Below are 24,776 nucleotides of genomic sequence, written 5' to 3' on the forward strand. Positions count from 1 at the left end.
CGCAGTTCGCCGTCCGATTGGCGACATGGCGCTGCAATTCGGCCACAAGTCGCGCGGCCTTCAATAGCGCCTGCCGCGGACCGCACGGCCCGGCATCGCAGAAGGAAAGGAGTTGTACCGGGTGTTGGACAAGGCCACGACACGCATCCAGGAGGCGGACGCGATGAGCGACGTCCTGAGGTCCCGGCAAGCGACGCCCGTCGCGCCGCTCCGGGTCGACTCCCAAGGCGCTGCCCCTGCCGTTGGCCTGGTCGCGGCCTCGTACGCGCAACGCCAGATGTGGTATCTGAGCCGCCTCGACTCCGAGACCGCCACCTACCTGGTGCCTCTGGCGTACCGGCTCCACGGGCCGCTGGACGTGGCGGCGTTGTCGGCGGCGCTCGACACACTGGTGGCCCGGCACGCCGCCCTACGCACCACCCTCGAGCCGGCGGCGGATGCCGCGTCGGACGGTGCTGCGCAGCGTCTGGTCCAGGTGGTCCACGACCCGTGCCCGGGGCTGTTGCGGGTGCACGACCTGAGCGGGCTGCCCACGTGGCAACGCGACCAGGAAATGCAGGCCCGGATCCACGCCGAGGCGCGCACCCCGATCGACCTGGATCGCGGACCGGTGCTGCGCGCAAGCCTGCTGCGCTGCGCGCCGGAGGAGCACGTGCTCCTGCTGACGATGCACCACGTCGCCGTCGACGAGTGGTCGCTCAGCATCCTCCACGACGAGTGGGAACGGCTCTACACCGCACACCGCACGGGGCGGCCGGCGGACCTCGACCCGGTCGATGTCGACTGCCGCGACCACGCGGCGTGGCAGCACGACTGGCTCAGCGGCGCGGAGGCAGCCGCCCAGCGCGAATACTGGCGCGCCAAGCTCGCGGACGCACCCGCCGTCCTCGAGCTGCCCACCCGCGGGCCTCGGCCCGCCGTGCCGTCCAGCGCGGGGTCCACCCTGTCGTTCCCGCTGGACGTGTCCACCGAGGCGCTGATGGCGCTCTGCCATCGGATGGGCGTCTCCCCGTACATGGTCATGCTCGCCGCTGTGCAGGTGCTGCTGGCGCGCTGGACGGGGCAGCGCGACATCGTGGTGGGCACGCCCACGGCCAACCGGCAGCGGCCCGAGGCGCAGAAACTCGTCGGGCTGCTGCTGAACACCGTCGCCATCCGCGCCCGGCTGGACGACAACCCGTCGTTCGAGACGCTGCTCGATCGAGTGCGTACCGCCGCCCTCGAGGCCCTGGGCAACGAGGAGCTTCCCTTCGAGGCGTTGCTCGAGTCGCTGCGCCCGGCCCGCCAGCCCGGCTTCACCCCGCTGTTCCAGGTGATGTTCGTGTACGGCCGGGAGGCGGCACCACCGCGCTTCGACGGCCTCGAGGTCACCCCGCTCGAGGTGCCCAGCAACACCGCCAAGTTCGACCTCACCGTCTCGGTACGGGAGAATGCCGACGGCGTGCGGACCGTGCTGGAGTATCGCACCGACCTGTTCGACGACGACACGATGGTCCGCCTCGGCGGACACTTCCAGACGCTGCTGCGATCGCTGGTGGCCGACCCTGGCGCGCCGGTCGGCTCGGCCGCGATGCTCACCCCCGGCGAGTACCGGCAGTTCGTCGCGGAGTGGAACCGCACCGCCACCCCCGCCGAGCCGGACGACCTGGTTCACGTGCTGATCGAGCAGCAGGCGCGCCGGACCCCCGACGGCGTGGCGGTGACCGACGGCGACACCGCGCTGACATATCACGAGCTGCATACGCGGGCCGAGGCGCTGGCGGAGACGCTGCGCCAGCGGGGCGTCGGCATCGGTGGCCTGGCGGGTGTGCTCCTGCCACGCTCGGTCCCGTTCGCCGTGGCAGTCCTCGCCGTGCTGAAGACCGGCGCGGCCTACGTACCCATGGATCCGTCCAACCCGCCCGCCCGACTGCGGTACATGGTCGACGACACGGCCGCCCCGGTCGTCCTCACCTGCGCTGAGCTGGCCCACCTGGTGCCGGACGGCACGGCGCTGCTGGTGCCGGCCCTGGAGACGCCGGTCACGCAGTCCGACCCCGGTCGCGGCGCCGGCAGCGCGGGCGGCGGGCCGAAGCGACGGCCGCGGCGACTGCCGACGCCGTCGCCGGAGGACCTCGCGTACGTCATCTACACCTCCGGGTCCACGGGCCGCCCCAAGGGCGTCATGGTCACTCACCGCGGCGTGTGCAACTACGTGCGCTGGGCGGCCCAGGCCTACCGGCTGCAGCCCGAGGACACCGTCCCGCTGCACTCCTCGATCGGGTTCGACCTGACCGTCACGAGCCTGCTGGTCCCGCTGACCAGCGGGGCCACCGTCCTGATGATCGGCGAACACCTCGGCCCCGAGGCGCTGGGCGAGGCGCTGCGCCGTCAGCGGACGCCGTTCGGGCTGGTCAAGATCACCCCCGCCCAGCTCGACCTCGTCAACCACCAGCTCCGCCCCGTCGAGATGGCCGACCGCACCCGGTGCTTCGTCATCGGCGGTGAGAACCTGCGCGCCGACCAGGTGGCACCCTGGCGAGCCCACTCGCCCGCCACCGCGCTGGTCAACGAGTACGGGCCGACGGAGACGGTGGTCGGTTGCGCCGCGTACGAGGTCGACCCGGCCACACCGGCTGACGGCTCCGTCCCCATCGGCCGGCCGATCGCCAACACCGAGCTGTATGTGCTCGACGCGTGGGGGAACCCGGTCCCGGCGGGCGTGGTCGGCGAGCTGTACGTCGGCGGAGCCGGCGTGGCGCGCGGCTACCTGAACCAGCCGGGGTTGACGGACGAGCGGTTCGTCCCGGACCCGTTCTCGTCCGTCCCCGGCGCGCGGCTGTACCGCACCGGCGACCTCGTGCGCATGCGCCCCGACGGAAACCTCGAATACCTGGGCCGCACCGACAACCAGGTCAAACTGCGCGGCTACCGCATCGAGTGCGGCGAGATCGAGGCGGCCATCCGGCGGCGCCTGCCGGACAGCGACGTGACGGTGCAGCTGCGCCGGGAAGACCCCGACGACCCGCAGCTCGTCGCGTACGTGGCGGGCGGGGCGGACACCGACCATGACACCGCGGTCCTCCGGACGGCCCTCGCCGCCGACCTGCCGTCCTACATGGTTCCCGCCGCGTTCGTCTTCCTCGACGCGCTGCCGCTGACCGGTAACGGGAAGGTGGACACCGCCTCGCTGCCCGCGCCCGGTCGCGCGCCCTACCTGCCGCGGCAGCGGTCCACGCCCGAGCAGGATCAGCCCGCGGCACCCGAACAGCCGATGGCCGCGTCCGCCGACCCGAGCCCGGCGCAGTGGGACTCCGCACGGATACGCCTCGAGCGGCTGGTCGTGGACGTGTGGCGCGACGTGCTCGGTGTGACGCGGGTCGGGGTGCGGGACAACTTCTTCGACCTGGGCGGCCACTCGATGCGCCTGCTGACCGTCCTCGAGCGGCTGCGCACTCAACTCGGCGACGTCGTTACGGTCACGGACCTGTTCCGGAACCCCACCGTCGAATCCCTGGCGGCGTTCCTCACCACCGCCACCACCGCAACGACGACCGCACCGGTCGCCCCACGCACCGCGCCGGCCCGCGTCGCACGGCCATCCGCTGGCGCGAGCGACGGCACCGGCCAGCCCAGCGGCATGATCGCCGTCGTCGGCATGGCCTGCCGCTTCCCCGGCGCGCGGACGCTCGACGAGTACTGGCACAACATCCGCACCGGCGTGGAGTCGGTACAGGAGTTCAGCGTCGAGGAGATGCTGGCCGACGGGGCGGACCCGAGCAGGCTCGACGACCCGGCGTACGTCCGGGCCGGCACCTACCTGCCCGGGATCGACCAGTTCGACGCGGCCTTCTTCGGTATCACGCCCCGCGAGGCGCAGACCCTCGACCCGCAGCACCGGCTCCTGCTCGAATGCGCCTGGCATGCGCTGGAGCACGCCGGCTACGACCCGTCCGGCCATCCCGGCCGGATCGGACTGTTCGCCGGGTCAGGTCGCAGCACCTACCTCCTCGACTACCTCAGCAGCAGGCCGGAGCTGATGAGCGCCATCGGCGAGCACCAGCTGTCCATCAACAACGACAAGGACTTCCTGCTCAGCCGGGTCGCCTACAAGCTCGACCTCACCGGCCCCGCCGTCACCGTCGCCACCGCCTGCTCGACCTCGCTGGTGGCCGTGCACCTCGGCCGGCAGAGCCTGCTGACCGGTGAGTCCGACCTGGTCCTGGCCGGCGGCGTCAGCATCTTCCCCGCGCAGCGGCGCGGCTACCTCTACCACGACGGTGGGGTGTACTCCCCCGATGGGCACTGCCGCCCGTTCAGCGCGGACGCGCGCGGCAGCATCGCCTCCAGCGGCGTCGGAATCGTCGCGCTCAAGCGGCTCGAGGACGCCGTCGCGGACGACGACACGATCTACGCCGTGATCCGCGGTTCCGCCATCAACAACGACGGGGCCCGCCGCACCGGGTACACCGCGCCGGGCGTCGACGGCCAGGTCGAGGTGGTCAGCAGCGCGCTGGCCGCGGCCGGCGTGGACCCCCGTTCGGTGAGCTACGTGGAGGCCCACGGGACGGGCACGAGCCTCGGCGACCCCATCGAGGTGACCGCCCTGACAGAGGCGTTCCGGCGCGGCACCGACGACCGCGGCTTCTGCGCTCTCGGCTCCGTCAAGGCCAACATCGGGCACACCGACGCCGCGGCCGGTGTCGCCGGCCTGATCAAGACGATCATGGCGCTGTACAGCCGTACGCTGCCCCCGACGATCAACGCCAGCCGGCCCAACCCGGCGATCGACTTCGAGGGCAGCCCGTTCTACCTCAACGACACCGCCCACCCGTGGCCCTCCGACGGCCCCCGCCGGGCGGGCGTCAGCTCGTTCGGCATGGGCGGCACGAACGCCCACGTCGTGCTGGAGGAGCCGCCGGCCACGACAGTCGCGCCGCCGGCCACGACAGCTGCGGGGCCGCAACTGCTGGTCGTGTCGGCCCGGACGGCCGAGTCGCTGACGCGCCAGACGCACCAGGTCCGCGACTGGCTGGACGCGCATCCCGAGGTGGACCTCGCGGACGCGGCGGCCAACCTGGGCCGACGCCAGTCGATGACCCACCGGCGTTTCCTCGTCGCGGCGGACCGCGCCGACGCGCTGGCCGCCCTCGACTCACCGCAGCGGCAGTTCACCGGCATCCACCCCGGCGGCCGGCGGCCGCTGGTGTTCGCCTTCCCCGGGCACGGCGCCCAGCACGTGGCAATGGGCGCCGACCTGTACCGCGCGGAGCCGATCTACCGAGCCGTGGTGGACGAATGCGCCGAACTGCTCCACGACGACCTGCGGCTCGACCTGCGTACCCTCCTGTGCCCCACGCCCGACGGACACGAGCAGGCCGAGCGGCTGCTCGCGCAGCCCCGGCTGATCCAGCCCGCGCTGTTCGTCACCGAGTACGCCCTCGCCCGGACGCTGCTCGCCCGCGGCGTGACCCCGGACCTGATGGTGGGGCACAGCCTCGGCGAGTACGTCGCCGCGTGCCTCGCCGGGGTCTTCTCCCTGGCCGACGCGTTGCGCCTGGTGTGCGCCCGCGGTGAGCTGGTCGAGCGGACCCCGGCCGGGGCGATGTTCGCGGCGAGCCTGCCCGAGACGGCGGTGGCCCGGCTGCTGGACGACCGGGTTTCGCTGGCCGCCGTCAACGCCCCGGAGCTGTGCGTCCTGTCCGGCGACCCGGAGGCAATCGAGGAACTCCGCCAGCGGCTGACCGGCGACGGGGTCGACTGCCGGCCGCTGCGGGTCACCCGCGGCTATCACTCCGCCCTGCTCGACCCGGTGCTCGACGAGTTCGCCGATCACGCCCGCCGCGTCACCTACCGGGAACCCGAGCGCCCCTACCTGGCCAACCTGACCGGCGGCCTCGTCACCCCCGGCCAGGTCACCGATCCGGGGTACTGGGTGCGGCACATGCGCGAGCCGGTGCGGTTCGCCGAGTCGGCCGCGCTGCTCGCCGAGCAGAACGTCGTCCTCGCGGAGCTGGGCCCCGGGCACGCCCTCGGCGGCCTGGCGCGGTTGGCCGGCCTGCGGCCCGGCCAGGTGGTGGCGGCGATGCGGCATCCACGCCACGACGCCGACGACCTCGCCACGATGCTCGACGCCGTCGGCCGGATGTGGCTGTCCGGCGTACCGGTCGACTGGACCCGGTTCCGCGGCGACCCGCGCCGCCGTCTGGCGCTGCCCGGCTACCCGTTCGAGCGGCACCGACACTGGGTGGACGCGGCGCCGCGGACGATCGCGGCGGATACGGCGCCCGCCCCGTTGGACGGCGCTTCGCCGGCGGTTGCCCCGGGCCGCCCGGACGCGCCCGAGCCCGCCGACGCCGGCAACCGGCCGGCCCTCAGCACGTCCTACGTCGCCCCGAACACACCCGCGCAGGAGTGCGTGGCGGAGATCTGGAGCGAGCTGCTCGGCATCCGGCCGATCGGGGCGCTCGACAACTTCTTCGAGCTGGGCGGACATTCGCTGCTCGCCACCCAGCTCGTCGTGCGGCTGCGTGCCCGGCTCGGTGTGGCGCTGCCGCTCGAGACGGTCTTCGCGCAGCCGACCGTCGCCGAGATCGCGGCAACGCTGCCCGCGGCCGGCGCCGCACCCGCCCGCACCGCAGACGCTGTGGCCGTCGCCGAGCAGCCCACCGCCGCGCCGGCCCAGCCGGCCATCCCTCGCGCCGACCCCGGCGCCGGACCGGCACCGCTGTCCTCCGGGCAGCACCGGCTGTGGTTCCTCGACCAGGCGTACCACCAGAACGCCTACACCGTCGGCGCCACGCTGCTGCTGGACGGCACCCTCGACGTCAACGCCCTGCGCGGCGCGCTGGCCGAGCTGGTCCGGCGGCACGAGTCGCTGCGTACCGTCTTCCCGCTCGGCCCCGACGGCGACCCCGTCCAGGAGGTGCTGTCGCCGGGCGCGGTCGACCTGCCGACCATGTCCGCGCCGGTGGGCGCGGAGACGGACATCCCGGCGCCGGATGCGCGCAGCATCGTGGAGCCGGCGGTCGCCGACGCGGTGCCGCAGTGGGTCCACCAGGCCCTGGCCGCAGACGTCCGACGCCCGTTCGACCTGGCCCGCGGGCCGCTGTTCCGGGCCGTGCTGCTCCGGATCGCCGACGACCGGCACGTGCTGTCGCTGACCATGCACCACAACGTCTCTGACGGGTGGTCCCTCGGCGTCATCGCCGGCGAGTTGGCCACGCTCTACGGCGCCGTCCTCGACGGCCGCCCCTCGCCGCTGCCCGAACTGGCCGTCCAGTACGGCGACTATGCGCGCTGGCAGCGCAGCCGGATGGCGGACACCGACAGCGACGACATGCGGTACTGGCGCCGGCAACTCGACGGTGTGGCGAGCGTCCTGGAAGTGCCCACCGACCGGCCACGGCCGCCGGTGCAGACCTTCGACGGCGCGGTCCGCACCCGCGTCCTGCCTCCGCAGACGGCGGACGAACTGCGCCGCTTCAGCCAGGCCAGGGGCGCCACCCTGGCCATGACGGTGCTGGCCGTACTGAAGGCCCTGCTCTGGCGCTACACCGGCCAGGCCGACATCTGCGTCGGCACCCCGGTCGCCGGACGGGTCCGCGCCGAGTTCGAACCGATGGTCGGCTTCTTCGTCAACATGCTGCCGTTGCGGACCGTCATCGACGGCGACTGGACCTTCGAGGAGCTGCTCGGGCAGGTACGGCGCACGGCACTGGGGGCGTACGACCACCAGGAGGTGCCGTTCGAGCGGCTGGTGGACCTCGTCGGCGCACCACGTGATCTCAGCCGGAACCCCCTGTTCCAGGTGATGTTCAACATGCTGAACGTGCCCGGACGGGACCTGGGGACGACCGCGCTGCGGATGGTCCCGTTCGCCGTCGAGTCGGGCATCGCCCAGCAGGACCTGGCCCTGTACGCCTACGAGGTGGACGACGGGCTCCGGTTCCGGCTGGAGTACAACACCGACCTGTTCGACGCGGCGACCGCCGAGCGGATGATGGGACACCTGGAGACGCTGCTCGCCGCCGCCGTCGCCGACCCGGGCGTCCGGCTGGCGGACGTGGCCGTCCTCACCCCCGCCGAGCTGGCCAGGGTCGCCGGATGGAACGACACCGCCACCGCACTCGACTGGTCCGAACGGGACGCGGAGACACCGGCGGCCGTCGGCTCGCCGGCCCCGCACGTGCCGACCCTCGTCGAGCTGATCGCACACCAGGTCGCGACGAACCCCGACCGGCCCGCCGTGACGTTCGGGGCGACCACGCTCACGTACGCCGAGTTCAACGCCCGGACCAACCGGCTGGCCCACCGGCTCCGCCGGGCCGGTGTCGGCCCGGACGTCACCGTCGCCGTCTGCCTGAATCGCTCGCACGAGCTGCCGGTCACGCTGGTCGGCGTGCTCAAGGCGGGCGGCGCGTACGTCCCGGTGGACCCCGACTACCCGATCGAGCGGCAGCGGTACGTGCTGGAGCACAGCGGCGCCGCGGTTCTGGTCACCGAGGCGGACCTCGCAGACCGGTTCTCCGGGTACGCCGGCGAGGTGGTGCACAGCGGCGAGACGCCGTCGGAGCCCGACACCGACCCCGAGCCGCTCGCCGGGCCGGACGACCTCGCGTACGTGATCTACACGTCCGGGTCGACGGGACGCCCCAAGGGCGTACGGGTGACGCACGGCGCCGTCGTCAACCTCCTGGCCGCCATGCGCGAACGGCCGGGTCTGACCAGCGACGGCACGATGCTCGCGATGGCCAGTTTCGCCTTCGACATGTCCGTGCCAGAACTCTTCCTGCCCCTCGTTGTCGGCGCCCGGATGCTGATGGTGGGTCGCGACGTCGCCTACGACGCGACGCGGCTGGCCGAACTGCTCGCCGCGGAAGGGGTCACCCTGGCCCAGGGCACCCCGGCGACCTGGCGGCTGCTGATCGAGTCCGGCTGGACCGGGATGCCCGGCCTGACGGCCGTGTGCGGCGGCGAGGCGGTGTCCGCGCCGTTGGCCCGGCAGTTGGCCGAACGGGTCGGCACGTTGTGGAACCTCTACGGCCCGACCGAGGCCGCTGTGTGGTGCACGATGGAACGCATCGAGCCCGGCTTCACGCACCTCACCATCGGCCGCCCGATCGGCAACATGCGCGTCTACGTGCTCGACCCGCAGCTGTCCCCGGTCCCCGTGGGCGTGCTGGGTGAGCTGTTCCTCGGCGGTGCGGGACTGGCCCGGGACTACCACGGCGACCCGGCGCTCACCGCGCAGCGGTTCGTGCCGGACCCGTTCGGCGGCGGCCGGCTGTACCGCACCGGCGACCTCGGTCGCTACCTGGCCGACGGCCGCATCGAGTTCGTCGGCCGCGGCGACTCCCAGGTGAAGGTACGCGGATTCCGCATCGAACTCGGCGAGATCGAGGCGGTGCTGCGCCGCCACCCGTCGGTACGCGACACCGCCGTCGTGGTCCGCGAGGACGACGGCGAGAAGACGATCGTGGCCTACCTGACGCTGACCACCGCAGCGGAACCCGGCGGGGACGCGAACGCGGACCAGGCGGCAAGGCCGGACGTCACGGCCGACTTCGGCGCCGACCCGGCGCCGTGGCGGGCCTTCGCCCGCACCTACCTGCCGGACTACATGGTGCCGTCCGCCTTCGTGGTGCTCGACCGCATGCCGCTCAGCGCCAACCGCAAGGTCGACCGCGCGGCCCTGCCCGCGCCCCGCCGCAGCGGCGCGGGCGTCGGTGCCACCGCTGCGGACACCCCGCTGCGGAAGGCCCTGGCCGAACGGTGGGCGGCGGTGCTCGGCTACGACAGCGTCGGCATCGACGACGACTTCTTCGACCTCGGCGGCGACTCCTTCAAGGCCATCAAGGCGCTGGCCGGGAACGACCCGGCGATCAGCGTCCTGGACCTGTTCCGCTACCCGACGATCCGGTCGTTGACCGATCACCTGGACGCGACCGGGGGCTCCGTCGGACGGCTGCTGCACGAGCTGACCCCTTCACGACCGGCGACGCCGACGCAGCTGACGCTGCTGTGCGTACCGTTCGGCGGCGGCAGCGCGATCACCTTCCAGCCGCTGGCGGACGCCCTCCCACCGGGCGTGTCGCTGTTCGCCCTGGAGCGGCCCGGTCACGACCTGAACCGCCCGGACGAACCCCTGCTGGGCATGGACGAGCTGGTGGACCGCTGCGTAGCCGAGATCGTCGAGGGGATCAGCGGCCCAGTGGCGGTGTACGGGCACTGCGTGGGCGGCGCCACCGCGGTGGAGCTGGGACGACGGCTCGAAGCGGCCGGCGTCGAGCTCACCGGCGTGGTCGTCGGCGCCCACTTCCCGGCCCCGAGACTGCCCGGCCGGCTGTTCACCTGGCTGCGGCGGTGGTTCCCGATGGAGCGCTGGACGTCGAAACGGCGGACCCTGGAGGGGCTGCGCGCGATGGGCTTCTTCACCGAGGTCTTCGACGAGAACGAGAAGGACTTCGTCATGCGCGTGGTCCTGGCCGACTCCGCGATGGGCGAGGACTACTACACCGATGTCTACGCCAACGGGCTGACCCGGAAGCTGGCAGCCCCGCTCGTCTGCGTCGTCGGCAGCGGTGACCGCGCCACGGAGCTGTACCAGGAGCGGTACCTGGAGTGGGAGTTCTTCTCCGACCGGGTGTCGCTGGAGGTCATCGAGGGTGCCGGCCACTACTTCGCCAAGCACCAGCCCGACGAGCTGGCGAGCATCATCATGGCGAGCTGCGGCGCGCCGACCGCGCCGACCGCGCCGTCCGCGCCGTCCGCGCCGTCCGCGCCGGCGGCGGTGTCCGTGGCGCGGCAGGAGCCGGCCGGCATCACACCGCCGAAGACCGGGGCCGCCGCAGCCATGCCGCTGCGCAGGCAGCCGGAAGACAGCGCGGCCGTCCCGGCCCCACCGACCGTTCACCGGCCCGCCGCGCGCCGCGCGATGCCCAGCCTGACCGTGTTCTACCTGATCGCGATCGGTCAGCTCGTCTCGCTCATCGGCAGCGGACTGACCGGCTTCGGCATGAGCCTGTGGGTGTACCAGCAGACCCGGTCGGTCTCGCTGTTCGCCACGGCCACCGTCCTGGCGCTGCTGCCCGCCGTGGTCCTCTCCCCGCTCGCGGGTGCGCTGGCGGACCGGTGGAACCGACGGCTGATCATGATCCTCGCAGACTCCCTGGCAGCCGCCGGCACCGTGAGCCTCGCCCTGCTCCTGTGGTTGGGTCAGCTCCAGCTCTGGCACGTGTTCACCGCCATCACCGTCACCGCGGTGGCAACCGCCTTCCAGCAACCGGCCTATCTGGCGGCCGTCACGCAACTGGTACCGAAGCGGTACTACGGGCGCGCCAACGGCATTGTCTCCCTCGCCACCGCGACGAGCACCGTGCTGGCGCCGCTGGTCGGTGGGGCTCTGGTGATCGCGGTCGGGCTGCGCGGGATCGTCGTCATCGACCTGCTCACCTTCGCCTTCGCGGTCACCATCGCCCTGTCGGTTCGCTTCCCGGACACCCTGTTCGTCAAGCGCGAGGAGCCGTTCCTGCGGGAGGTCCTGGGCGGCTGGCGGTTCATCACCCGCCGGCACGGCCTGGTGGCGTTGGTCGTGCTGACCGCGTCGCTGAACTACTTCTTCTCCATGGTCGAGGTCCTCGTCACCCCGCTGACCCTGTCGTTCGGCGATCCGGCGGTACTCGGCAGAGTGCTCGCCGCGAGCGGGGTCGGCATGCTCGTCGGCTCGGTCCTCATGGGCGTGTGGGGCGGCACGGCCCGGCGTACCACCGGCATCCTGGCCGGCGTCGTGCTCCTCGGCGCGTCGCTGCTCACCGTCGGCCTGCGGCCGAGCCCGCTGTTCCCGACCCTCGGCCTGTTCGGTATGGGCCTGGCCACGGCCCTGGTGAACACGCACTGGCTGGCCATCGTGCAGGCCAAGGTAGGGCTCGACCTGCAGGGACGGGTCCTGGCCATGGGCCAGATGCTGTCGTGGCTGATGGTGCCGGCCGGTTTCCTCACCGGCGGCCCGCTCGCCGAGCACGTCTTCGCCCCGATGGTGTCCTCCGACGGTGTGCTGGCCGCCGCCATCGGCACCGGACCGGGCCGCGGCATGGCCCTCGCGGCGATCGTGGCCGGGCTCTGCTCCCTCGCCCTCGCCGGCGCAGGCATCGCCTACCGACCGATCCGCAACGTCGAGGACGAACTCCCCGACAACGACCCCGGCAAGATCGTCCTGGCCGACAAGGAACGCCTGCAGGAGGCGGCCGACCGCCAGCTCGCGCTCCACAGGAGCGGAGGTCCACGCCGATGAGCGCACCCACCCGACCCGCCGGACCCACCCGCCGGGCCACCGGCCGCCGCCCGACCGGTGCAACGCCTGTCGCGGACTGCCTGCACCGGATGGTGGCCGCACAGGCCACCCGCACCCCCGACGCGGAGGCGGTACGGCACGCCGACCGCGCCCTGTCCTACCGCGAGCTCGACGAGGCGGCGAACCGGCTCGCCCGGGTGCTGCTCCAGCGCGGGGTGACCCGGGAGGAACGCGTCGGCGTCTGCCTGCCGCGCACACCCGAGCTGGTGATCGCCCTGCTCGCCGTGCTCAAGGCCGGCGCCTGCTACGTCCCACTGGACCCGGCCTACCCGCCGGCCCGGGTGGGCTTCATGACCGCCGACTCCGGCGTGCGGCTGGTGCTGACCCCCTCCGACCTCGCCGACCGGTTCCCCGACACGGCGATCCCGGTCGACCGGCTGGATCCGGCCGTGGACGGCACCGACCCGGCGGTGCCGTCCACGCCGACGGACCTGGCCTACGTCATCTACACCTCCGGCTCCACCGGACGGCCCAAGGGCGTGGCCATCGAACACCGCTCGGCGTCGGTGCTCATGCACTGGGCCCGGCAGACCTTCGACGACGCCGAACTGGGCGGCATGCTCGCCGCCACCTCCGTCTGCTTCGACCTGTCCGTCTTCGAGATCTTCGCCCCGCTCTGCTGGGGCGGCAGGGTGCTGCTCGCCGACAACGTGCTGGCCCTCGCCGCCCCTGGCGCGGACCGGCTGCCCGTCACCCTGGTCAACACCGTTCCCTCCGCGATGGGGGAACTGCTCACCGCGGGCGCTCTGCCGCAGAGCGTGCGCACGGTCTGCCTGGCCGGCGAGCCGCTCACCGCCGCGCTGGCCGCCCGGGTGTGGTCCCGCCCGCACGTACGGCGGCTGTGCAACCTCTACGGCCCGTCCGAGGACACCACCTACTCCACCTGGGCGGAGGTGCCACCGGACAGCGGGGACCCGCCGATCGGCCGCCCGCTGCCGCAGACCCGGGCCTACGTCCTCGACCCCGACGGGCAGCCGGTCTCGCCGGGGGAGCCGGGCGAGCTCTACCTGGCGGGGGAGGGCCTGGCCCGCGGCTATCTCAACCGGCCGGAGGAGACCCGGGCCCGGTTCCTGCCCGACCCGTTCCGGCCCGCCGAGCGGATGTACCGCACCGGCGACCGGGTCCGGCTGCGGCCGGACGGACAGCTGGCGTACCTGGGTCGGCTCGACGACCAGGTGAAACTGCGGGGCCACCGGATCGAGTTGGGCGAGGTCTCCGCCCGCCTCGCCGCCCTGCCCGGGATCCGCGAAGCGAGCGCCGCCGTGCGGGAAGGACCGAGCGGGGACCCTCTGCTGGTCGGCTACCTGGTCGGCGAGCGGCGCGACGACGTTCGGGCCCGGCTCGCCGAAGTGCTGCCCGCCCCGCTGGTCCCCGCGACCGTGGTCTGGCTGGACCGGCTGCCCACCCTGCCCAACGGCAAGGTGGACCGGTCAGCCCTGCCCGGCCCCACCCTCAGCGACGACGCCGGGCCCGACGCCAGGCCCGACGCCGGGCCCGACGCCAGGCCCGACGCCGGGCCGCTGCACGGGACGGCCGGCGCGGTGGCGGCGGTCTGGCGCGAGGTGCTCAGCGTTGCGGTCACCGGCGCCGACAGCGACTTCCTCGCCCTCGGCGGCGACTCCCTGCTCGCGGTCCGCTGCGCCACCCGGCTGGCCGCCGCGACCGGCCGGCCGGTCCGACCGGGCGACCTCTTCGCCCACCCGACCGTCGCCGCGTTGGCCGCCCACCTCGACGGGCTGACCGCCGCCCCGGCGCCGGCCGGGGAGCCGGCCATCCCGGCGCCGGCCGGCTCCCCGACGGGCGCTGCCCCGCTGTCCGCCGCGCAGACCCGGCTCTGGTTCCTGCACCAGCTCGACCCGCACGACACCTCCTACCTGCTGGCCTTCGCGCTCCGGTTCGCCACGCCGCTGGACCCGGACCGGCTGGCCCGGGCGCTGCGTCGGGTCCTGGACCGGCATCCGGCCCTGCGCACGGTGTTCCCCTCCGGCCCGGACGGGCCGGTGCAGCACGTCCGCCCCTGCGCCGACCCGGCGCCGGTCGTCGCACCGGCCGAGGCGGGCACGCCGCTCGACGCACGGCTTACCCGGCTCGCCGCCGAGGCCACCCGGGCACCCATGGACCTGGCCACCGGCCCGCTGCTCCGCACCCATCTGGTGCCGGACGACACCGGCCGCGCGGTGGCGCTGCTGCTGGTCGTCCACCACATCGTCTGCGACGACTGGTCGTTCGGCGTGATCGTGCGGGACCTGGCCCGCGCGTACGACACCGAGGCCGACGGCGCGGCGCCGCCCGAACCCCCGGCGGTCGGCCCGGCGACGCTCGCCCTGGCCCAGCGCAACTGGCTTGCCGGGCCGGCGGGGCGGCAGGCGGTGGCCGACGTGCTGGACGAGCTGCGTGGGGCCCCCGACCTGCTCGACCTGCCCCCGGCCCCGCCCCGGCCGGGTCAGCCACCGCCGCACGTCGCGCGTTCGGGCCGGGACGCCCCATCCGGCGCCGCGCTGCGCACCTGGGTGGACGCCGGCACCGCTGCAGCCGTGCGGGATCTGGCCAGGGCCGAGCGGGTCAGCCTGCACATGGTCGGGCTGGCCGCCTTCGCCACCCTGCTCGGCACGGCCACCGGCCGGCACGACCTGCTGATCGGCGTCGCCTTCGCCGGCCGGACCAGCGTCGCCGCCGAGCAGAGCGTCGGCTGCTACGTCAACACGCTGCCGCTGCGGCTGCGTCCCGCACCCGGCCGCCGCTTCGCCGACCTGCTCGACGACGCCCGCCGGGTCACCCTGTTCGCCGCGGCCCACCAGGACGTCCCCTTCGACCTGCTGGTGGAGCGGCTGCGGCCCATCCGCCGGCCGCACCGCAACCCGCTGGTGCAGGTCGCCTTCGGCGTGCAGAACGCCCCGCCGGCCCGGCACCGCGGCGCGGCAGGGGAGTTCACCGGCGTGGAACTGACCCCGGACACCGCCCGGCTCGACCTGACCCTCTGGCTCGACGAGCGGCGGGACGGGCTGGAGGCGCTCTGGACCTACCGCACTGACCTGTTCGACCACGACGGGATGGTCGCGTGGCACCGCCGCCTCACCGCGCTGCTGCGTGCCGCTGCCGCCGACCCCCGGCGCAGTCTGGCCGACCTCGCCGACACTTTTGGAGCGAAAAATGAGTGAGCAGACCCGGGTCGCGCGGACCATCCCCCGGCGCGGCCGCGAACGGAACCTGGTGGACGTGCGCCCCGGCTGGCCCGGCGGCCCGCTACCGGCGCTGGTGCAGGCCAACGTGCCGGACGTCGACCTGGCAGGCTGGCTGGCCGGCCACCGCGACGAGGTCGACGAGCTGGCCCGCCGCGCCGGAGCCGTGCTGTTCCGCGGCTTCGCCGTGGCCGGCGCCGCCGACTTCCGCACCGTGATGGCCACCCTCTCCGACGACGTGCTCTCCTACGGCGAACGCTCCTCACCGCGCAGCAAGGTCACCGAGGGGGTGTACACCTCCACGGAGCACCCCGCCGACCAGCCGATCGTGCTGCACAACGAGCAGTCGTACACGGTGAACTGGCCGCTGCGCATCATGTTCCACTGCGAGGTGGCGCCGGCCGCCGGCGGGCGCACCCCGCTGGCCGACAGCCGCCGGGTGCTCGCGCGGCTCCGCCCGGAGACCGTCGCCGAGTTCGAGCAGCGCGGGGTGCTCTACCGGCGCAACTACCTGCCCGGCATCAGCCTCTCCTGGCAGACCGCGTTCCAGACCGAACGACGCGAGGACGTCGAGGTGTACTGCGCCCGGGCGCTGATCGACGTGGAATGGGTCAGCGACCGGCAGCTGCGTACCCGGCAGGTCCGCCCGGCGGTGCGCCGCCACCCGGTCACCGGGGAGCCAACCTGGTTCAACCACGCACTGTTCTTCCACATCACCTCCCTACCCGACGACGTCAGCGCTGGCCTGCGGGCCGCTCTCGACGAGGAGGACCTGCCCTACCAGACCGCGTACGGGGACGGCACGCCCATCCCCGACGAGGTGCTGGCCGAGTTGCGGGCGGCGTACGCCGCCGAGACCCGCTCCTTCGACTGGCAGCGCGGCGACGTGCTGATGGTGGAGAACATGCTCGCCGCGCACGCCCGGGAGCCGTTCACCCCGCCCCGTCGGATCCTCACCGCGATGTCCGACCCGGTCGCCGCGCCCGAGCTGACCGAGGCGCTCCGCTCCGGCGCGGCGCCGGTCACGACGGGAGACCGGCCGTGAGCGGGCCGGCGCCGCGCCGGCGCGGAACCGGCACGGTCACCTCGCCGGTGTCCCGGCGGGTGCTCGTGGACGACATGTTCGTGCTGCTCACGGAGGCCACCGTCCCCGACGTCGACCTGGCTGGCTGGCTCGCAGGCCAGGGCGAGGCGCTGCTGCGGGACCTGGACCGCTACGGCGCGGTGCTCTTCCGCGGCTTCGAGGTGGGCACCGCCGACGACTTCAGCCACGCCGCCCGGGCGGTCAGCCCGGACCTGCTCGGCTACCTGGAGCGGGCCGCCCCCCGCCACGAGGTCGCCGACCGGGTGTTCACCTCCACCGAGTTCAACGCCGAGCATTGGATCCCGCTGCACCACGAGATGTCCTACTCGCACAACTGGCCCACCTACCTCTACTTCTGGTGCGCGCAGCCGGCGACCGGCAGCGGCGGGGCTACCCCGCTGGCCAGCGAGCGGGTCATCACGCCGCTGATCCCCGCCGACGTGCGGGAGCGGTTCCTGCGCGCCGGCGTCTGCTACGTGCGCAACTACGGCCCGCACCTGGACCTGCCCTGGCAGGAAGCGTTCCAGACCACCGACCGGGCGGAGGTGGAGGCGTACTGCGCCGCCTCGGCGACCGAGTTCACCTGGCTGGGTGGGGACGGGCTGCGCACCCGGGCCCGGCGGCAGGCGGTCGCCACCCACCCGCGTACCGGGGAGACGGTCTGGTTCAACCACGCCCACCTGTTCCACGTGTCCAACATGCCGGCGGAGGTGTCCGGCGCGCTGCTCCGCGAGTACGGCCCGGAAGGGCTGCCCCGCAACGCGTACTACGGCGACGGTGAGCCGATCCCCGACGAGGTGGTCACCGGCATCCGCGAGCTGTACCGGCAGCACGCCGTCTCGGTGCCCTGGCAGCGCGGCGACGTGCTGGTTGTGGACAACTTCCTGGCCACCCACGGGCGGGAACCCTTCAGCGGCGACCGGCAGATCCTCGTCGCCATGTCCGACCTCTACGTCAACCGGAGTGTGCTGTGAACGGATACCGTCTGTCGCCGATCCAGCGGCTGGCCTGGTCGGGGAAGCAGGACCTGGTCCGGGCCTGGGTCCAGCTGCACCGGCCGCTGGACCGGGCGCGGTTGCAGGCCGCCGTCGACACGGTGGTGGCCCGGCACGAGGCGCTGCGGCTGACCCTGGTGCACCACCCCGGCCTGCGGGTGCCGTTGCAGGACGTGGACGACAGCCGCGCCGTGGTGGTCGGCGCGCAGGGCGACCTGTCGGTCACCCTCACCGACGACGCCCTGGAACTGACCGCCACCCCGTTGATCGCCGACCCGGCCAGCCTGCGCCTGGTCCTCGCAGACCTGGCCCGGGCCTACGCCGGCGAGGCGCTGCCGGACGACCCCGAGGCGCTGCAGTTCCTCGACGTCGCCGAGTGGCAATTCGAGGAGCGGGAGCAAGCCCCGGCCCCCGCGCCCACCGCCCCGGCCGCGCGGCTGATCACCCCGCACGGGGACGACCCGAGCGCGGTGGTCACCGCGACCGTGCCCGCCGCCGCCTTGGCCGACGCCGCCCGGCCCGCAGGTGTCGAGCCGGCCACCGTGCTCCTCGCCGCCTGGGCCCTCGCGGTCTCCCGCCGGGCCGAGGCACCGGACGGGGCCGACGAGGCGGACCTGGTGCTGGCCCGGTGGAGCGACGGCCGCCAGGCCGCCGGCACCGCCGAGGTGGTCGGCCCGCTGGGCGGCTACGGCCCGCTCCGGCTGGCCCTGCCGCTGCCTGCCGCCCCCGCCGACCTGCTGATCCACGTCCGCGCCGCCGAGGTCGCCGCCGACGACACGTTCCACCTGGTCGAACCGGTGAACGAGCAGTCCGAGGCCGTCGCCGGGTTCGCGGTGCTGCCCGCCGTGGACCCGGCCACCGTGGCCGGCCTCGACGGCGCCGCGGTGGAGGTCCCCGTCCCGCCGCCGGCCGCCGGTCCGCAGCTCACCGCGCTGACCGACGGCGACCAGGTCACCCTGCGGGTGGTCGGCGGGCAGTGGCTGCTCGACGCGCTGCTGGCGATCCTGCGGACCCTGCCCGCCGCGCTCACCGAGGGCGTCCCGCTGGCCGTGCTCAGCGACGGGGAGGCCCGCTGGCTGGCCGACGCGGCCGGGACCACGTCCGAGGCGCCCGGGCGTACCCTCGTCGACCTGCTCGACGCGGGCCTCGCCGGCACCGACCAGGACGCCGTGGCGGTGGTCGCCGCAGACGGCACGTACACCGTCGGTGAGCTGCGCGAACGGGCCGCGCGGGTGGCCGGCGCGCTGGCCGCGCGGGGACTGTCCAGCGCCCCGGTCGGGGTGCTGGCCACCCGGTCCCGGGACACCGTCGTGGCGTTCCTCGGCGTGCTGCGGGCCGGGGCGGTGTTCGTCCCACTGGACCCGGACGCCCCGGCGCAGCGCCTCGCCGCCCAGGTCCGCGCGGTCGGCGCGGAGGTCGTCGTCGGCGTCGGCGGCCCGTCGATCGTGACGGTCGACGAGCTGGTCGCGGCCGGTGGCCAGCCGCCCGCCGCGGTGCCGGCCCCGACCGACCCGGCGTACGTGATCTTCACCTCCGGCTCCACCGGCACGCCCCGCCCGGTGCAGGTGTCGCACGGCGCCGCCGCGCACCTGGCCGACGCCCTGGAGCGGACCGTGTACGCGGACAGCCGCCCGGGGCTGCGGGTGGCGGTGAACGCCCCCCTCACCTTCGACGCCTCGGTGAAGCAGCTCGTGCAGCTCGGCCACGGCCGCAGCCTCTACCTCGTGCCCGAACAGGTCCGCCGGGACGGGGCGGCGCTGGCCGCCGCGCTGGCCGACCGTGACGTCGACGTGCTCGACCTGACTCCCTCCCAGCTGCGCATCCTGCTCGCCGGCGCGGGCGACACCCGGCTGCCCGGCCTGCTGCTGCTCGGTGGGGAGGCCATCCCGCCGGACCTGTGGGAGACGGTGGCGGCGCTGCCCGGCGTCTGCGCGGTCAACCTGTACGGCCCGACCGAATGCACGGTGGACACCAGCGCGGCGCAGGTGCGCACCGGGGACGCCCCGACCATCGGCCGGCCGCTGCCCGGCGTCGCGGTCTGGGTGCTCGACGAGCGGCTGCGGCCGGTGCCGCCGGGCGTGGCCGGGGAACTATGCGTCAGCGGGCCGCAGCTCGCCGACGGGTATCTCGGCGACCCGGAGACCACCGCGCGGCGGTTCACGCCGGTGGCCCTGCCATCCGGCCGCACCGAACGGGTGTACCGCACCGGCGACCGGGTCCGCTTCGACGCCGGCCTTCGGCTGCGCTACCTGGGCCGCCTGGACGACCAGGTGAAGATCCATGGCTTCCGGGTGGAGCCCGGCGAGGTCGCCGCGGTCCTGCGCGAACATCCGGAGGTCGCCGACGCCGCCGTGGTGGCCCGCGACGACGACGGGCACGCCGACCGGCTCGTCGCCTACGTCCGGCCGGGGAGCCGGGCTGTGGCCGTTGACCTCGAGCGGATCGCCGGGATCAACCCGCACGAGACCCGCTACCTCTACGACGAGATTTTCGTTCAGCAGGTCTACCTGCGCGACGGCATCGTGCTGCTGCCCGGGGCGACCGTGCTCGACGTGGGCGCGAACATCGGCATGTTCTCGCTCTTCGTCCACAGCGTCTGCCCGGACGCGACCATCCACGCGTTCGAGCCGGTGCCGTCGGTGGCCGACGTGCTGCGGCGCAACGTCGCCGAGTTCGGCGTACCGGCCACGGTGCACGGGTGCGGGCTGTCCCGGACGGCCGGGGAGGTGTCCTTCACCTACTACCCGGGCTACTCGATGATGTCCGGCCACGCCGTGTACGCCGACCCGGACGCCGAGGTGGCGGTGATCAAGCGGTACCTCGCCAACGAACGGGACGCCGGCGCGAACGAGCGGGACGTCCTGCTCGACCGGGTCGACGAACTACTCGCGGAACGCTTCGCCGGCCGGGAGCTCACCGTGCCGGTCCGGCCGCTGTCGGCCGTCCTCGACGAGCTCGCCCTGGAGCGGATCGACTTGCTGAAGATCGACGTGCAGCGCGCTGAGGCGGACGTGCTCGCCGGGCTGGAGGAACGGCACTGGCCGCTGGTCGCGCAGGTCGCCATGGAGGTCCACGACGCGGTCGGCACCGACACCGAGGGCCGGCTGGACGAGCTGATCGCGTTCTTCGAGGAGCGCGGCTTCGACGTCGTCACCCGACAGGACGACCTGCTCGTCGGCACCGATCGGCACACCCTGCACGCCGTGCGTCCGGAGTACGCCGCCGATCCGCGCCCGACGGTGGTCGTCCCAGCCGAGCCGGCAGCCCGCCCGCTGGAGGAGCGCCTGACCGGCTGGCTGGCCGATCGGCTCCCGGCCCACCTGGTCCCAGCCACGGTGGTGCTCCTCGACGAGTTGCCCCTGACCCGCAACGGCAAGCTCGACCGGGCGGCGCTGCCCGCGCCCCGCCTCGACCGGCCCCGCGACAGCGCGGCGGTGACGCCCGCCAACCGGGCCGAGGAGATCCTGGTCGAGGCGTGGCGCGAGGTCCTCGGGGCGGCGACCGTCGGCGTGACCGACAGCTTCTTCACCCTCGGCGGCGACTCCATCCGCAGCATTCAGATGCAGGTCGCGGCGAACAAGCGGGGGCTGTCCTTCCGGCTCAGCGACATCTTCACGTACCAGTCGATCCGGGAGCTCGTCACGCACGGGCAGATCACCCTCACCGAGGCCGAGGCCACCCCGGCCGCCGAGGCGGAGCAGGCCGCGCGCTTCGCGCTGATCACCGCCGCCGACCGGGTGCTGCTGCCCGCCGGGCTCGCCGACGCGTACCCGATGACCGCACTTCAGCAGGGCATGGTCTACCACTGCGAGCTGACCGGCGACCCGGCGATGTACCACAACGTCACCGCGCACCGGATCGCCGCGCCGCTGGACGCGGCGGCGCTGCGTCGCGCGCTGGCCGGTCTGGTGGCCGCCGGCCCGGTGCTGCGGACCGGGTTCGCGCTGGGCGCATACTCCGAGCCGTTGCAGCTCGTGCACGCGGATGTGCCGGTCGAGGTGCCGGTGACGGACCTGGCCGACGCCGACCCGCAAGCCCGCCGGGCGCGGGTCGACGAGCTGGTGGCGCAGGAGCGGGTACGCCCCTTCGACTGGGCTCGCCCGCCGCTGCTGCGGCTGCACGCCGTCCGCGAGGACGCCGACGCGTTCACCCTGATCGTCGCCGAGTACCACGCCATCCTCGACGGCTGGAGCCTGCACCTGTTCCTCACCAGCCTGCTCGCCGCGTACGACCAGGAGCGGGGCGGCACAGCCCGCCCGGCCCGCCCCGGCCTACCGTTCCGGGAGTACGTGGCGGCCGAGCGGCGCGCCCTCGCCGACCCGGTCACCCGCCGGTTCTGGCTGGACGGCCCCGGCGCGGTGCCGCCGCTGCTGCTCGGCGGGCCGGACCCGCAGACCACCACCACCCAGCGGGTGCCGCTCAAGGAGGGCACGACCGACGCGGTCACCGAGGCGGCCCGGACCGCCGGGGTGCCGATCAAGTCCTGGCTGCTCGCCATCCACCTGCGGCTGATCGGCGAGCTCTCCGGCCGGGACGACGTGGTCAGCGGCCTGGTGGTCGGCGGCCGGCCGGAGGGGGACGGCAGCGACGCCACCCTCGGACTGTTCCTCAACACCCTGCCGGTGAGCGTGGAGCTGGGCACCCGGTCCCTGGCCGAGCTGGCCGCCGAGGTGTGGCGGGTCGAGCGGGAGCTGATGGGACACCACCGCTTCCCGCTCGCCGAGATCGTCCGCGCCGGTGGGGCCGGCCCCCGCTTCGACCACTTCTTCAACTGGACCCACTTCCCGAACGGGCCGGCCGACGGCGGCAGCCGCATCGTCGACAGCCGGGGCATCACCGTGGACGTGGCGTTCAGCCTCGCCGTCGACGCCGAACTGGACGCCGACACCGGCCGCCTCGCCCTCACTGTCCAGTACGACCACCGGCACGTCGCCGCGGACTGGGTGGACACCTTCGCCGACGGCTTCCGCCGGCTGGCGGCCGACCCGACCGCGCCGCTGCCGGCCCTCGCCGACCCGGCCACCCGCGGACCGGCGGCCGACGACGACGCGCGGGCCCGGTGGGCGCCCCGGGTGGCGGCGGCCTGGCAGGAGGTGCTCGGGGCCGCGCCGCGCGACCCGGCCACCGACTTCCTGGCCGCCGGCGGGGACTCGTTGCGCGCCCTGCGGCTGGTCACCGTGCTGCGGCAGCGCCACGGCAGCGACCTCACGCTGCCCGAGTTCGTGGCGCTTGGAAGCTACGCCGCGCTGGTGGACAGGGTCGCCCGCGATGCCTGACAACCCGTGGCCGATTGGGCCGACCCGCCCAGGTGCCGTCCCCGTCGGCTGACCCCGACGCGTACCCGACCCGTGAGAGGAGCACCTGTGACCGGCTTCGGCACCACCGCCGTGCACGGCGACGACGGCCTGATCCCCGGTGGGGCGGTGGCGCCGCCGATCGTGCAGAGCGTGACCTTCAGCGCCGAGTCCGACGAGCGGTTCACCGCGATCGCCACCGAGACCCGGGGCAGCACCTTCTACACCCGGTATGGCAACCCCAACCACGCCCAGGTGGCCGCCGTGGTCGCCGAGTTGGAGGGCGCGGAGACGGGTCTGGTCACCGCCTCTGGGATGGGCGCGATCAGTACCGTCGCGCTGGCCCTGCTCTCCGCCGGGGACCACGTGGTGGTGCAGCGCAGCATGTACGGCGGAACCACGTCGCTCGCCACCGGCCTGCTGCCGCGCTTCGGGGTCTCGTGCACCCAGGTCGACCAGACTGATACCGGGGCGTTCGAACGGGCGTTGCGTCCGCGGACCCGCCTGGTGCTGGTGGAGACGCCGAGCAATCCGCTGCTGGAGCTGACCGACCTGACGGCCGTGGTCGAGTTGGCCCATGCGGCGGGCGCGCTGGTGGTGGTCGACAACACCTTCGCCACGCCGGTGAACCAGCGTCCGATGAGCGCCGGGGCAGACCTGGTCTGGCACAGCGGCACCAAGTTCCTCGGCGGCCACTCCGACGTGTCGGCGGGAGTGGCCGTCGGCTCCGCCGAGCTGGTCGAGCGGGTGTGGCAGACAGCGATCGTCACGGGCAGCACCCTCGGCCCGGTGGACGCCTGGCTGCTGCTGCGCGGTATCCGTACGCTGCCGCTGCGGGTGGAGCGGCACAACGCCAACGCCCTCGCCCTGGCCCGGGCCTTGGAGGGGCACCCGGCGGTGGCCCGGGTCCGCTACCCGGGGCTGCCGTCGCATCCCCAGCAGGCGCTAGGCCGCCGGCAGATGACCGGCTTCGGCGGGGTGCTCAGCGTCGACCTGAAGGCGGGTCGGGCGGGGGTCGCCGCGCTGCTGGCTGGGCTGAGGTTGGCCAAGCGGGCGGCCAGCCTGGGCAGCGTCAGCACGCTGGTGGTGCACCCCCGGTCGATGTGGGCGGGGATCGTGGACGCCGAACAGCTGGCCGCCACCGGTATCGGGGACGGGCTGGTCCGCGTCTCCACCGGCATTGAGGACACTGCCGACCTGGTGGACGACTTCCTGGCGGCGTTGGACAACACGGCCGACCTGGGTTAGCCGTGTGTTGGCCGGCGCGACCCGGCAATCACGCGACGTCGAGGAACTGCTGATCGAGCTCGGCGTCGAGGTCGATCACGTCACGATCTTCCGCTGGGTGCAACGCTTCACACCGCTACTGGCGGACGCCGCCAGATTCCGCCGGCACGCGCCCGGTGACAGGTGGTATGTCGACGAGACCTATGTGAAGGTCAGCGGTATGTGTACCGGGCCGTCGATCAGCACGGCCAGGTCATCGATGCGCTCGTCTCCGGCCGCCGGGACGCTGCTGCGGCACGGCGGTTCTTCTGCTGGGCGATGGCCATGTTGAAGGTGCGACCCCGCCGAGGTGGTCTCGAGCACCGCCGGTGCACCCGGCGGTGCTCGATGAGCTGGTTCCGTGGGCGTGGCACCATGTCGAACGGCATGCCAACAACCGGGTCGAGGCCGATCATAGTCAGCTGAAACAGCGGCTCAGACCGATGCGCGGGCTGCGGACCGACCGGACCGCCCAGACGATCATCGCCGGACACGCCTTCATGCAGAACCGAGGAGGTTGATCAGGCGTTGCACGCTCCGCCGGGTCTGCGGTTCGAGCGCCGGATCGGCGACCTGCTCCTTGTGGTGATGGGGGTGGCCGGCAGCGCCCGAGTCATCGCCGTCATC

At 73.8% G+C, this 24,776-nt stretch carries 6 protein-coding genes and 1 pseudogene; all 7 read left to right on the forward strand.

Features of this window, described 5'->3' with window-relative positions; genetic code table 11:
• Positions 1-121: 121 nt before the first annotated feature.
• Positions 122-12,271 carry an amino acid adenylation domain-containing protein gene (locus AB0H83_RS36615; RefSeq protein WP_360103350.1) on the forward strand — a complete coding sequence of 4,050 codons (12,150 nt, stop codon included), beginning with the start codon at positions 122-124 and terminating at the stop codon, positions 12,269-12,271.
• A complete protein-coding gene (locus tag AB0H83_RS36620) occupies positions 12,268-15,489 on the forward strand; it encodes an amino acid adenylation domain-containing protein (protein ID WP_360103254.1) in 3,222 nt (1,073 codons plus the stop codon). The genes AB0H83_RS36615 and AB0H83_RS36620 overlap by 4 nt, the downstream gene beginning before the upstream one ends.
• Positions 15,482-16,555, forward strand: coding sequence for a TauD/TfdA family dioxygenase (locus AB0H83_RS36625; RefSeq protein ID WP_360103256.1), 1,074 nt, complete (start codon positions 15,482-15,484; stop codon positions 16,553-16,555). The genes AB0H83_RS36620 and AB0H83_RS36625 overlap by 8 nt, the downstream gene beginning before the upstream one ends.
• Positions 16,552-17,568, forward strand: a complete 1,017-nt coding sequence (locus tag AB0H83_RS36630; protein WP_360103258.1) for a TauD/TfdA family dioxygenase — start codon at positions 16,552-16,554, stop codon at positions 17,566-17,568. Before AB0H83_RS36625 ends, AB0H83_RS36630 begins: the two co-directional genes overlap by 4 nt.
• Positions 17,565-22,865 carry an amino acid adenylation domain-containing protein gene (locus AB0H83_RS36635; protein WP_360103262.1) on the forward strand — a complete coding sequence of 1,767 codons (5,301 nt, stop codon included), beginning with the start codon at positions 17,565-17,567 and terminating at the stop codon, positions 22,863-22,865. Before AB0H83_RS36630 ends, AB0H83_RS36635 begins: the two co-directional genes overlap by 4 nt.
• An 87-nt stretch (positions 22,866-22,952) precedes the next feature.
• Positions 22,953-24,131, forward strand: a complete 1,179-nt coding sequence (locus AB0H83_RS36640; RefSeq protein ID WP_360103264.1) for an aminotransferase class I/II-fold pyridoxal phosphate-dependent enzyme — start codon at positions 22,953-22,955, stop codon at positions 24,129-24,131.
• A gap of 31 nt (positions 24,132-24,162) precedes the next feature.
• Positions 24,163-24,701, forward strand: a pseudogene (locus AB0H83_RS36645) (IS6 family transposase); the annotation flags it as partial.
• Between the last annotated feature and the right edge of the window lie 75 nt (positions 24,702-24,776).

The organism is Dactylosporangium sp. NPDC050688 (assembly GCF_040654515.1).
Lineage (GTDB): Bacteria > Actinomycetota > Actinomycetes > Mycobacteriales > Micromonosporaceae > Dactylosporangium.